This is a genomic window from Corynebacterium pseudodiphtheriticum, assembly GCF_023509295.1.
GTDB lineage: Bacteria > Actinomycetota > Actinomycetes > Mycobacteriales > Mycobacteriaceae > Corynebacterium > Corynebacterium pseudodiphtheriticum.
The window spans coordinates 2,073,915-2,085,584 of record NZ_CP091864.1 but is presented as its reverse complement, the minus strand read 5'-3'; the positions used below and the strand labels follow the sequence as shown (position 1 = coordinate 2,085,584).

The window sequence follows — 11,670 nt, the reverse complement described above, 5'->3', positions numbered from 1 at the left end:
AATCTTGTCGTGATCTCGTTGCCCGGTCAGGCCAAGCGAGTATCTTTGGGACTATGAGTGAGAACAACATGACAAGCGAGAACAGCGCCCAGGCATCATTAAAAGAGCACATCCGCCAGGATCTGACTACCGCGATGAAGTCCAAGGACAAGGCGACGACGTCTGCCTTGCGTATGCTGCTGGCAGCTATCCAGGCCGAGGAGACTTCCACCGGTACCCGCACCGAGCTCACCGACGATGACGTTCTCAAGGTTATCGCTCGGGAGATCAAAAAGCGTCGCGAATCCGCAGAAATTTACCGCGACAATGGGCGCGATGAGCTTGCCGACGCTGAACAGTCTGAAGTCGAAGTCTTCGAAAAATATCAGCCACAGCAGTTGGATGATTCCGAGCTTGCCGAGTTAGTCGATGGCGTTATTAGTGAAGTTTCGAATGCTGCTGGCGAAAAATTGAGCATGAAACACATGGGCCAAGTGATGAAGGCTGCAAACGCAAAAGCCTCCGGACGCGCAGATGGTAAGCGCATCTCGGAGGCAGTAAAAGACCGCCTGCAGGGCTAAAAGTTAAACAGGTTACGCAACTCTTCGGTGGCGTTTTCAATTTCCTGTTCTAGATTGAATTCCAGCGCTGGTGGTTGGCTACCGCCGCCACCGGTGTTGTTTTCTGTCGGGGCCCCTGGGCTTGACTGGCGGCGTGTTGGCGGGGTGCTGCGGGCTGAGCCATCGGAAATCCGCAAAATTACCACGCTATTAGCTGGTCCTGCGAAATCCGCACTGACTACTCGGCCGGCGGGCATTCCATTGCCAGCCACTCGCTCCGTACGCACTTCTAAACCGGCCTCGGCCAAACGATCCCGCGCTACGGATTCACGCAATCCGCGCACTTCGTTGAGTTTGGCGGCGTCGAGGCCTTCGTTAAAAGCTGGATCGTAGTCTTCTGAAACGCCACCGTTGAGCGCCGGTGGCAGGTTGTTGGCCATGTTGTAGAACGAACGCGCCGGTTCAGTACCACCAAAGAGGTTTCCGTTGCTGCACTGGCGCACTGGGCTGGTGCATAGCGACATCGTGGTGGTGCTGTCGTTGAAGATATATGGTGCCGCTGCGATGCCAGAGTTGAAGGCCAGGAAAGCAGCGGAATAGTTCTCGTTGGTGGTACCCGTTTTGGCTGCCATCGTGCCGGGGAAGCCCTCGGCATTACGAGCGTTGGCGGCGGTACCGGATTTACCGTCCTCGGTCATTGCCTGTGATAATGCATCGGCTGCGTTGGAGTCCATGACGTTTTCGCACGGGGTGCGCTCTAGGTAGACTTCCTGCCCATTGCGGTCATAGACGGCGTCGATTGGATTCGGTTCACACCAGGTTCCGCCGGAGGCCAACGAAGCACCGACATTGGACAGTTCCAATGCGTTGACCGGGGTGGAGCCCAAAACGTAGGAACCAAGGTTGGCGTCTTTCTGGAACTGCGCGATGGAGCGCTCACCGTCGTGCGTGCCTTCTTCTGCGTAGCTGCGCAGTCCTAGGTTCACCGACAGATCTACCACGGCAGGTACCCCGACGCGTTCCATCAGCTGGACGAACGGTGTGTTTGGTGAATGCGCTAGTGCGTCGCGCAGAGTCATGGAATCGGCAAATTCACCGAAGTTTTCCACGCAGTAGCGGTTGGCCGGGCAGTTTGGTGCGCCACCGTGACCCAAGCCTTCTGCCTCGTACCGCGAAGGAACCGACATGTATTGTTCGATGCCCATGCCGTCTTCGATAGCAGCGGCAGCAGCAAAAACTTTGAAGACAGAACCTGCGCCGTGGCCGACCAGCGAGTACGGCTGTGGGAGAATCGTTTCCCCGGCTTCTTGGTTCAGGCCGTAATTACGTGACGACGTCATCGCTAGGATGCGACGAGAATCTCTGCTGGGTTCAATGACATTCATGACCTCAGCGACGCCGTTCGCCTGCGGGTCGGTATAGCTGGAGACCGCCCGCCGCGCTTCATGCTGCACGCCCGGATCTAGAGTGGTGTGGATATCATATTTTCCGGCAACCAGTTCGTCGGTCGTAATTCCGCGCTCGTCTAGATACTTCAAGGCGTAATCACAGAAAAATCCGGCATCGCCTGCCGCGATACAACCGTTGGCCAAAGTCTCGGGGGTCTCGAGCACCCCAAGAGGCTCATTCTTAAAGCCATCGGCTGCTTCCTGATCCAAATATCCATGATCGACCATTGCCTGCAAGACGGTATTCCGGCGATCGGTTGCACCGTCTGGGTTGGTGTACGGATTTAAATATTCCGAAGACTGCACCATTCCAGCCAGCATGGCGGCCTGGGGCACCGACAATTCAGCAGCTGAAATACCAAAGTAGGTGCGTGCAGCGGATTCAATGCCGTATGCGTGGTTGCCAAACGGTACCAGGTTCAAATAACCAGCCAGAATATCTTCTTTGCTCAGGCGGTCATCCAAATCGGCAGCAACGCGGATCTCGCGCAATTTACGCGCGATTGTTTGTTCAATTGCTTCTCGACGCTCTTCGTCGGTGTCGGCGTCGACAAGCAAAGCCCAGTTCTTGGCATATTGCTGGTGGATCGTCGACGCGCCTTGCTGTACACCGCCGGCGGCAATGTTAGTGGCCAGCGCACGCAGGTAGCCCTGAAAATCGACGCCCTCGTGTTCGTAGAAACGGTTGTCTTCGATCGCGACGATGGCATCCTTCATGGCCTGTGAGATTTCCTCCGGCGGAACCTCGTGGCGGCGTTGGCTGAAAAAATTTGCCAACACATTGCCCTCACTGTCATACATGGTGGACACGCCTGGGGCGCCGCCCTCCTGAATGTCGGTGAGATCAGATTCCATAGCCTTTTCGGCACGTGCTGCACTCGCCCCAGTGATGCCGGCAACCGGTGCGATGGCCGCGGCAAAAACCGCAGACACACCGAGCGTCGCCAGCAGTATGGTGATCATCGATTTGGAATAAGACACGATAGATACTTTACGCAGTAAAGGTGTGTGGCAAAAGCACTCACTCCCCCTGGAAGTGTGACGCATTCGACAAGATTGGTCACGCGCCCTAAACTATCTGGAACATCTCAGCGAAAAATCACGCCCTCGCTGTCAACAATGAGGAGTCGATTCATGCCCGCCACTCCAGGCAACCACCAACACAGCTCAAACTACCGTGGGGCCTACGGCCGGAAAACCGCGAAAATTTCCGCGGCAACTGTCGAGCGTGGTGAGTGGGTAGCCCAGGCCAAGTGCCGCAATGGTGACCCTGACGCATTATTTGTGCGCGGAGCAGAACAACGCAAAGCTGCGCTGATTTGCCGTCACTGCCCCGTGGTCTTGGAATGTTGCGCCGATGCGCTGGATAACGAGGTGGAATTCGGTGTTTGGGGTGGGCTAACCGAGCGCCAGCGCCGGGCCATTCTGCGCAAAAACCCGCACGTAACGGATTGGGCGAGTTACCTTTCCAACGGTGGCGAGTTTTAGGCCCGACTGTGCGACTGTGCACCCGTCACACTGTGCACCCGTGACCTAGTCGTCGGTATGGAGCAGGCGGTAGAATTGGGCCCATGAAGAAATGGGAATACGCAACTGCACCTGTCCTTGTCCACGCTACCCAGCAGATTTTGAACAGCTGGGGTGAAGACGGTTGGGAACTGGTGACCATCATTCCGGGGCCAAACCCAGAAAATCTGGTCGCTTACTTCAAGCGCGAGCTGGTTTAACATGGCCGGCGATGCTGTGAACATTAATGAGCGGCTGGCAGAGCTCGGTATTGAACTACCAAACGTGGCCAAGCCGTTGGCTGCTTATGTGCCCGCGAAGCGCGTCGGAAAGCAAGTCTGGACCTCCGGCCAGCTGCCGCTTGTCGACGGTCAGCTGCCGGTAACCGGGCTGGTTGGTGACGAAGTTTCTGCTGACGAGGCTTATGGGTTGGCGCGTATCTGCGCTCTTAATGCATTGGCAGCGGTGGATGCAGAAGTAGGGTTGGACAACGTTGCTAGCATTTCTAAGCTGGTCGGTTTTGTTGCCAGCGCGCCGGGGTTTTACGAGCAACCAGCCGTCGTCAATGGTGCATCCGATCTGGTGGGCGAGATTTTTGGTGATGCAGGCCAACACGTTCGATCCGCCGTCGGTGTGGCCGTCTTGCCGAAGAATGCACCGGTTGAAGTAGAGATGGTTGTTGAACTGCGCTAGCTTTTCGTGATCAACAGCGCAGCCGATAACGGTGGCGCATAGCCGGGAAAACTGGAAGTTCTAGTACGGTAGGAGGCATGAAGCATCCTGCTTATAGTCAGCTTCGTCCCGTAACCCCTTCGGTGGGCGTGGTGCTATGCGCTAACCCGAGTTACGCGGCATTAGAAGGCACTAACACCTGGATTATTCGCGCAGGTGAAGACGATAAAGCAATTGTTGTCGATCCCGGACCAGAAGATGAAGGCCACCTCAATGTGGTTCGTGGAAAAGCCGGCGAGGTGGGGCTGACGTTGCTGACCCACCGTCATTACGATCACGCCGACAGCGCTGATCGGTTTCGGCAGCTGACCAACCAGCCAGTACGTGCTTTTGACCCAAGCTACTGCATTGGCGGCGAAGCCTTGCAAGACGGCGAAATCATTTCTATTGAGGGAGTAACTCCGCAGGTAGAAGTTGTGCACACACCGGGGCATACCTCGGATTGTGTGTGCTTTTTTGTGTGGTCTTCCACCCCACACGAATCCCAACTTGAAGGCATCATTACCGGCGATACGATCGCTGGGCGTCACACTACGATGATTTCCGAGACGGATGGCGACCTCGGACAATACCTGGATACGCTGCGTATGTTGCAGATCCGAGGGCAAGGGGTGCCACTTCTGCCAGGGCATGGGCCGGACCAAGACAATGTGGCTGAGTGGGCCGAAAAATATTTGGAACGTCGGCAGTACCGTCTGCAACAGATCCGAGAACTGCGCGCTGAGCATGGTAATGATGTGGAATTACAGACGTTGATTGATGCCATGTACCAGGATGTGGATCCGGTGTTGCGGCACGCAGCAGAACAATCGACCAGGGTTGCGTTGCGGTATTTGGATGAGCAGAGCGCCGAGGCACAGGCTTAACTCCTGAAAGCGCAGCTGTGGCCATAGGGCACGCCACGCCGGGGCTGCTGAAGTTAAAAATAAGAAAAGCGCTAGTCGGATGTGTTTCCGCTAGCGCTTTTTTCCTGCAAGCTCTGGCTAGGTGCTAGGTGCTTAGCTTTTCCCGCCCGAACTTGCTTAACGAGGCTTGAGAAGCGAGTTTTGCTTAACGGGCGCGACGTGCGAGGTGTTCGGTATCGACGATGAGCACGGACTTGCCCTCCAGGCGAATCCAGCCACGGTGTGCGAATGTCGCGAGAGCTTTGTTCACTGTCTCACGGGAAGCACCGACCAGCTGCGCAATCTCTTCCTGGGTCAGGTCGTGGTTCACGCGTAGTGCTCCACCCTCCTGGACACCGAAACGGTTAGCCAGTTGCAATAGGGTCTTGGCCACGCGGCCAGGCACATCGGTGAAGATCAAGTCCGCCAAGGAAGCGTTAGTGCGGCGTAGACGGCGAGCGAGTACGCGCAGTAACTGTTGTGCAATCAGCGGATGGTCAGAGACCCATTTCTGCAGCATCTCTGAATTCATCGTGGCCGCGCGGACTTCGGTAACACAAACTGCGGAAGAAGTACGTGGACCAGGATCGAAGATGGACAGCTCGCCGAACATATCGGAAGGCCCCATGACCGTCAGTAGATTTTCGCGGCCATCTGGGGCGTGGCGCGCGAGTTTAATCTTGCCGGAAGTGATGATGTACAGGCGATCGCCCGGCTCACCTTCCTCGAAAATGGTGGTTCCCCGCGGATACTTGACGGTTTCCATCTGCTCGATGAGGTTGTCGACGGCTTCTGGGTCGACGCCCTGGAAAATACCCGCGCGCGAGAGAATCTCGTGTACTTCTTCCACTTCTGACTCCTTGGACTAGCTTCGGTTAGCTGAAATAGCTGTAGTAATATACCCCACCTTAGTGGGCTGACTGCATTGGCGGGTGCAAATGCGAAGATTGATTATATTTACGCTTTTGTCACACCGCTAGGGTTCTCCGCTGCGCTAGCCAAAACCCCCGCTTCTAGCTTTTCCATTGCCATAGCAAAAACAGCCAAGGCGATGGGAACGATTATAGTGAGAGCAATCATGCCTTCATTCTAGTAAACGTGGCCTACTTTTGTGGTGCTCGCATCGCACATTTTCGTGGGCGGGTGTTATTTCGGCAGGTTATAGCTTTGTCTGGGGCCTGTGTGACGTGGCTGTATTAGTCTAGTGCATGATGAATAAACAGATCGCACTTATTAGTGTTATTGGCCTTGTGCTTAGCGTCGCGGTGGGCTTTGGTGCTTATGCCATGCTGCATAGTTCCACAGGTCACGTCGCGGGAGAAACGGCTGTAAGTAATAAAGCTGAGAGCCCAACTGGCGAGGCAATGGAGGGTTCCGTGGCTCAGGATGAGAGTGCGGGCTTGCGACGCCCGGCTTGTCCGAGCTTGGAAATTCCTGGTGCGCAAGTGCAGCTGCCGTGTTTGTCGGAGCATGCAGTGACTGACGCTGACAAAAATAATGAACTCTCAACTGATGAGAAGAATGAGGCCATTGGCGGCGATGCCGGTGCGGCTGGTGACGAAATTACTGTTGTGAATGTGTGGGCTTGGTGGTGCCAGCCGTGCCGGGAGGAAATACCTTATCTGCAGGAAGTCCAAGATAAGCACCCTGAATGGCAGGTCGTCGGCGTGCACGCCGATAAAAACGCGAAAAACGGCGCCGGGATGCTGGATGAAATGGGCGTAGATTTTGTCAGTTACCAGGATGCTCATAATACCTTTGCTTCCGAACTCGGTTTACCTGGCGTGATTCCGATTACCATTGTGTATGTAGGAAACGAGCAGAGGAAAGTGTTCGTCCAGCCATTCCGCTCAACAGAGGAAATTATCGAAAGCATAGAAGGTGTTTTGTAGTGATAGCGAACTCTGATCATCCTGGCTGCAACATTGCAGTCCAGCCAGAGCAAGCTCCACAATGGTTAGGGAAACTCGCCGGGCTGCACGAAGGTAGCTTGCAGAAGTATCTGCCAAACCGAAGTGCAGAGGAATTCAATCTGCCAAAGCCAAAAACCATCAAAAAGGCTGCAGTGTTAATGCTGTTTGGGGGCTCCCAAGCCCCTGCTGGCGACGGTGGTGCCCCGGACGATGCCACAGTCTTATTGACCCACCGCCACCCCGGGATGCGTAGCCATTCAGGCCAAATTGCCTTTCCTGGTGGCCGGATTGATAGCACCGATCTTTCGCCGGTTGATACCGCGTTGCGGGAAGCCTGGGAAGAAACAGGGTTGAACCGGAACAACGTGACCCCGCTGAAGCAATTTAATGAGTTGGCTATTCCAGTGACAGGAAACCAGGTGCACCCTGTGTTGAGCTACTGGGATAAGCCATCGGGAGTCGCCGTGACTAGCCCGGAAGAAGCAGATGATGTTTTCACTGTCCACGTCGGCGAACTATTGACTCCGGAAAATCGGTTTGCCATTGGCCACGGGAACTGGGTCAGTCCGGCCTTCCGGGTGCGGGATTATGTGATCTGGGGGTTTACCGCAGGATTATTGAATGCGATTTTCCACTATTCGGGGTGGGAACGAGCTTGGAATAAGACAGATGTTTTTGACTTGCGCGAGAGTTTAGCAAAATCGCGTAATAATGAAGCGCTTCGTTAGCGGTGGCTGGCGCAGGAAGCGAGTAGGATTTCCCCGTGGCAGAATCAATTTTCGTTGACCTTATTATTCTTCTGGTCATTGTGACCAGTATTGGCATCGGTTGGCGGCAAGGCGCAATTGCGTCCATCCTGTCTTTCATCGGAGTGATCTCCGGATTAATCATTGGAGGCGCGGCCGCGCCGATGCTGATGGGACTGACTGAGCACACATTGGCGCGCTTTGTTTTGGCGATCGGCAGTCTAGTTGTGAGTGCTGGTATTGGCCATTTAGTAGGTATTTCGCTTGGGCTGAAATTGCGCGAAAGCATGCGCCTGAAATCATTACAGACGGTGGATTCTGCGATCGGTTCGGTGGCCCAAGCCGTGGCTGTTTCAGTCTTGATTTGGCTGGTGTCGATCCCGCTTGTGACTGGTACTAGCGGTGCGTTTAGCCAGATGTTGCGTAGCTCTGCGGTACTTAGCGCGATGAATTCGCTAGCGCCAGAGCGCGCGGGGCAACTGCCAGCCCAGATTTCAGCGATGCTCAACGAATCTGGGCTGCCGCCATTGGTGTCTCCGTTTGAAAACCACCCGGAACCCCACGAAGTTGAAGCCCCACGTATCAACGTCGACAATGAACAGATGGTGCATGATGTGCGCCCTTCGGTCATTCATGTGATGGGAGAATCCGATCAGTGCCGCAGGCGGTTGATGGGCACAGGGTTTGTGGCGCAGGATGATTACATTCTCACCAACGCCCATGTAGTTGCCGGAACCCAGAGCGTACGCGCTGATACCGTGGTCGGGCTCCGTGATGCTGAGGTGGTTTACTACAACCCAGACATTGATATTGCGGTACTGCATGTTCCGAACCTAGGCTTACCAGTTTTGCCATGGGCAGAACAGCCAGCATTAAGCGGTGACGATGCAGTGGTGATGGGCTTTCCACAATCCGGGCCCTTTGAGGCTTCGCCTGCGCGTGTGCGGGACCAGATCCGGATTTCCGGCCCTGATATTTATGCCCAAGGCCGGGTAGAACGTGAAGTTTATACACTGCGCGGAAATATTCGACAGGGAAATTCTGGCGGGCCAGTCACCACTGATGACGGGCGCGTGATCGGCATGGTTTTTGGTGCTGCAGTGGATAACTCAGATACCGGCTATGCCCTGACCGCTGAAGAAGTGCGCCAGCAAGTTGGCGAGTTCGGTGCCCTGCGCGCACCAGTAGAAACCGGTGCTTGTGTTGCTCAGTAGCCGGTTGGCAGGTATGCCGTTTTAGTTTTCATGCTTTATTAACGACCGTCTTGGCTGCTGCCAGTACTGGTTAGCTCTGCCTGTTGCCACTGTTTAATTTGTTCACGCACCATCCGCACGAATGCTTGGGGGCGCTCTATATGCGGCAGGTTTTTTGTTCCCTGCATAGTCACGGTGGTCCAAGGAGCGAGCATGCGTTGTGCGCTGCGTGCCGTGAGTTTTTTCCACAGGCTTTGATCCGCGTGCACCATGGTTACGGGCACCTTTACCGGCTGGTCCAGCCAACTACCAGAACCAAAACTGAGCAAGTGCCGGTTATGCTGTAGGGCCACCGCACGGGTGTGGCCAATCTTAGATGCCCGCACACGCAGGTTTAATTCGTTAGCAAATTCCGGAGTGTCGTGGAATTCTGCGGTGGTTTCGCTGCGCAAATTGCGCCGGTATAACCATTCGAATCGTTGGGGAAACGGCAGGTAGAAAAAGGATGGCAAACGCATGATCGCGGCGCGCAGCAGAATCCATAAAAAATTCCAGGGGCGGGTTTGCACGGTTTTTCGAAGATCGACCGGGTGCGGGCTGGCGATGGCAATGAGACCACGGACCTGGTCTGGATATTTGCTAGCAAGTGCCCAGCTTAGAGCACCGCCAACGTCGTAGCCTATGAGATAAGCGGAATCGTATCCCAGAGCCGAAATGATGCCAGAAATTTGCCCGGAATCGCTGCGAATATCTTGGCCTGCGGAAACCGGTGGATGGTCCGACATGCCGTAGCCACGTAAATCCACAGCGACGACGTGGAAGCCGGCGTCGGCAAGTTCTGCGATGATGTGGCGGTATTCAAACCAACCACTAAAGGCCCCGTGTAACAACATAATCAGCGGATCAGTAGTGGAACCGGCGCTGACGGTGTGCAAACGGAGGCCATGAGTATGAACGTGTCCGTGCTGGAATGGACCGTCTAATTCAACGATGGACGGCGAAAGCTTAGCGGAACGTTTGGGCATGCCCACACTGTACCCCAGGCTTAGGGGCCTGGGGTGGTGGCATAGCTGGGGTTTATGAGATTAGGTGTACATTCCCGATGGGCCTTCCAGCGATTTGCTGGCCGAACCCGGACGAAGCTTCTTCAGCTCGCCTACTGATTTAATGGTTGCTTTTGGCGCTTGGATCTTCTTTACCTTCTTCACACCAATCAGCGCGACGACGGCTGCAATAACCAACATCACCAGGAAGACGATGAGGAATGCTGCCCAGCGCTGCAGCCACAGGTGGGCCAGCAGTTCTGCGAGGAAGAAGAACAAGAAAAACGAGCTATACAAGGCGACGGTGCCTGCTACGGCAAACATGCCACCGCCGATGGCGCCCTTTTTCGCTTCACCGGCAAGCTCTGTTTTGGCAAGCTCAATCTCTGCCCGTACCAGGCTAGAGATTTGGGTAGTGGCATTAGAAACTAAGTCGCCGATGGAAGTTTCCCCTGGTTTGGCGGTATCAGCATCACTTAAAGGGATTGAATCCACTTTTGGGTTAAAATCATCGGTGCCATCGGTGAAAAGTCCTTGCTTGCTCACGCTATACCTTCCCTTGCTTTTCGCAGAATATTCGCAGAAATCGTGTGTTGGTTAATAATTGTACGTCGTATGGCTCTAGCTGTGGAGTTTAGGTATCTTCCGGTGTTTTCTGTGAGTGCTTGCGCTGTCTCCAGGGCAGATGCTTCGTGCTTGTTTGGCGCATAAAACTTGCTAAGCAGGGTCCCTGCGGTGATTAATGCGATGACTCCGGCGAGCAGGCCAGCGCCGATGCCGATTTCTTTTGCACCGGGCATTTGGAACAGCGGTGCCGGATCTTTGAAACTGCGGATTTCCCAGCCACGTTCTAGGGCAAGCTTTTTTAGTGGGCGATCCGGGTTAACTGCAACCGGGTTACCCACTAGTTCCAGCATGGGCGCATCCGTCACAGAGTCGGAATAAGCAAAGCTTTGTTGCAGTTCATAACCGTGTTTGCCGACAAGCGTCGTGATCGCTTCGGCTTTCGCCGTGCCTTTGCAATAAAACTCGACTACCCCGGTGAACGCGCCGTCAACAATTTCCAGTTCGGTGCTGATGACCTCGGTGATGCCCAGCTCTTCCGCGATCGGTTCCACGAGCTGCCGGGCCGATGCTGAAATGATAATGACCTCGTGGCCTGCTTTTTTGTGGGCTTGGATTAGTTCCCGGGCTTCGCTATAAATCGCTGGGGTCAGCACGTTGTGCATGGTCTCGCGTACGATTTCGCGGACTTGTTTTTCTGACCAGCCGGTGATCATGGAGGTCAGTTGGTCGCGGGTGGAGTCCATTTGCGTGCTGGATTGCCCAGCGAGCATATAGCTGGCTTTTGCTAAAGATAGGCTCAGTGCATCCTGTGGGGTGATCAGCCCGTTGTGGAGGAATTCGCGGCCGTAAGCAAACGCGGAAGAGGTGGCAATAATCGTTTTGTCCAGGTCAAAAAACGCTGCCACTTGACCGGGCTGCGCCTCGGTGTCGCTGGCGGCGGTGCTGCGAGAATTGTCCATGAAGACCTGCCGTAAAACGTATGTGACTGTTGGGATAAAAGTTAACGATTGTTGCCTACTGTTACAAGAACTATCTTAGTTGGCTTATCTCTGCAATGTTTGGGCTTGTTACAGATTGGATGATGGGGTGGAGGATTTTA

General features: G+C 54.8%; 14 protein-coding genes. 8 read left to right on the top strand and 6 right to left on the bottom strand.

Annotated elements, in window-relative coordinates:
* Positions 1–53 precede the first annotated feature (53 nt).
* On the top strand, positions 54–560 hold the full coding sequence (locus L9H78_RS09355; RefSeq protein WP_249619934.1) for a GatB/YqeY domain-containing protein: 507 nt from the start codon (positions 54–56) through the stop codon (positions 558–560).
* Here L9H78_RS09355 and L9H78_RS09350 read toward each other — a convergent pair.
* Positions 557–2,968: a transglycosylase domain-containing protein gene (locus tag L9H78_RS09350; RefSeq protein WP_249619933.1), complete on the bottom strand. Its 2,412-nt coding sequence runs from the start codon at positions 2,966–2,968 to the stop codon at positions 557–559. The genes L9H78_RS09355 and L9H78_RS09350 overlap by 4 nt on opposite strands.
* A gap of 153 nt (positions 2,969–3,121) precedes the next feature.
* Here L9H78_RS09350 and L9H78_RS09345 point away from each other — a divergent pair, with 153 nt between their 5' ends.
* From L9H78_RS09345 to L9H78_RS09330, 4 genes are all read left to right on the top strand, one after another.
* Positions 3,122–3,475, top strand: coding sequence for a WhiB family transcriptional regulator (locus tag L9H78_RS09345; RefSeq protein WP_249617768.1), 354 nt, complete (start codon positions 3,122–3,124; stop codon positions 3,473–3,475).
* Between the two features lie 83 nt (positions 3,476–3,558).
* Positions 3,559–3,714, top strand: a complete 156-nt coding sequence (gene sp36 / locus L9H78_RS09340) for a Sp36 family protein (RefSeq protein WP_021353538.1) — start codon at positions 3,559–3,561, stop codon at positions 3,712–3,714.
* A gap of 1 nt (position 3,715) precedes the next feature.
* Positions 3,716–4,186, top strand: a complete 471-nt coding sequence (locus L9H78_RS09335; protein ID WP_023018847.1) for a RidA family protein — start codon at positions 3,716–3,718, stop codon at positions 4,184–4,186.
* A 77-nt stretch (positions 4,187–4,263) separates the two neighbouring features.
* Positions 4,264–5,091, top strand: coding sequence for an MBL fold metallo-hydrolase (locus tag L9H78_RS09330; RefSeq protein WP_126849740.1), 828 nt, complete (start codon positions 4,264–4,266; stop codon positions 5,089–5,091).
* Between the two features lie 184 nt (positions 5,092–5,275).
* On the opposite strand, the gene glxR is transcribed toward L9H78_RS09330, so the two are convergent.
* A complete protein-coding gene (gene glxR, locus L9H78_RS09325; protein WP_021353541.1) occupies positions 5,276–5,959 on the bottom strand; it encodes a CRP-like cAMP-activated global transcriptional regulator GlxR in 684 nt (227 codons plus the stop codon).
* Positions 5,960–6,066: 107 nt separating this feature from the next.
* Positions 6,067–6,189, bottom strand: a complete 123-nt coding sequence (locus tag L9H78_RS10555; RefSeq protein ID WP_021353542.1) for a hypothetical protein — start codon at positions 6,187–6,189, stop codon at positions 6,067–6,069.
* 128 nt (positions 6,190–6,317) lie between these two features.
* On the opposite strand from L9H78_RS10555, the gene L9H78_RS09320 reads away from it, so the two are divergent.
* From L9H78_RS09320 to L9H78_RS09310, 3 genes are read left to right on the top strand one after another with little or no spacing between them, the layout of a single operon-like run.
* A complete protein-coding gene (locus tag L9H78_RS09320; protein ID WP_249619932.1) occupies positions 6,318–7,001 on the top strand; it encodes a TlpA family protein disulfide reductase in 684 nt (227 codons plus the stop codon).
* A complete protein-coding gene (locus tag L9H78_RS09315; protein WP_249619931.1) occupies positions 7,001–7,750 on the top strand; it encodes an NUDIX hydrolase in 750 nt (249 codons plus the stop codon). The genes L9H78_RS09320 and L9H78_RS09315 overlap by 1 nt, the downstream gene beginning before the upstream one ends.
* Positions 7,751–7,785: 35 nt before the next feature.
* Positions 7,786–8,982, top strand: coding sequence for a MarP family serine protease (locus L9H78_RS09310; RefSeq protein WP_249619930.1), 1,197 nt, complete (start codon positions 7,786–7,788; stop codon positions 8,980–8,982).
* A gap of 38 nt (positions 8,983–9,020) precedes the next feature.
* Here the strand turns inward: L9H78_RS09310 and L9H78_RS09305 are convergent, their stop codons facing one another.
* The 3 genes from L9H78_RS09305 to L9H78_RS09295 are packed head-to-tail and all read right to left on the bottom strand — an operon-like array spanning position 9,021 to position 11,530.
* Positions 9,021–9,986 (bottom strand): alpha/beta fold hydrolase, encoded by a 966-nt coding sequence (locus tag L9H78_RS09305; protein WP_249617764.1) that lies wholly within the window; start codon positions 9,984–9,986, stop codon positions 9,021–9,023.
* A gap of 60 nt (positions 9,987–10,046) precedes the next feature.
* Positions 10,047–10,550, bottom strand: a complete 504-nt coding sequence (locus tag L9H78_RS09300; protein WP_249619929.1) for a phage holin family protein — start codon at positions 10,548–10,550, stop codon at positions 10,047–10,049.
* On the bottom strand, positions 10,547–11,530 hold the full coding sequence (locus tag L9H78_RS09295; RefSeq protein ID WP_249619928.1) for an HAD family hydrolase: 984 nt from the start codon (positions 11,528–11,530) through the stop codon (positions 10,547–10,549). Before L9H78_RS09295 ends, L9H78_RS09300 begins: the two co-directional genes overlap by 4 nt.
* Between the last annotated feature and the right edge of the window lie 140 nt (positions 11,531–11,670).

Bases quoted from the DNA above. Each gene is read 5' to 3' on its own strand.
- L9H78_RS09355 (WP_249619934.1), top strand. From the start codon at position 54: ATGAGTGAGAACAACATGACAAGCGAGAACAGCGCCCAGGCATCATTA.
- L9H78_RS09345 (WP_249617768.1), top strand. From the start codon at position 3,122: ATGCCCGCCACTCCAGGCAACCACCAACACAGCTCAAACTACCGTGGG.
- sp36 (WP_021353538.1), top strand. From the start codon at position 3,559: ATGAAGAAATGGGAATACGCAACTGCACCTGTCCTTGTCCACGCTACC.
- L9H78_RS09335 (WP_023018847.1), top strand. From the start codon at position 3,716: ATGGCCGGCGATGCTGTGAACATTAATGAGCGGCTGGCAGAGCTCGGT.
- L9H78_RS09330 (WP_126849740.1), top strand. From the start codon at position 4,264: ATGAAGCATCCTGCTTATAGTCAGCTTCGTCCCGTAACCCCTTCGGTG.
- L9H78_RS10555 (WP_021353542.1), bottom strand. From the start codon at position 6,189: ATGATTGCTCTCACTATAATCGTTCCCATCGCCTTGGCTGTTTTTGCT.
- L9H78_RS09320 (WP_249619932.1), top strand. From the start codon at position 6,318: ATGATGAATAAACAGATCGCACTTATTAGTGTTATTGGCCTTGTGCTT.
- L9H78_RS09305 (WP_249617764.1), bottom strand. From the start codon at position 9,986: ATGCCCAAACGTTCCGCTAAGCTTTCGCCGTCCATCGTTGAATTAGAC.
- L9H78_RS09295 (WP_249619928.1), bottom strand. From the start codon at position 11,530: ATGGACAATTCTCGCAGCACCGCCGCCAGCGACACCGAGGCGCAGCCC.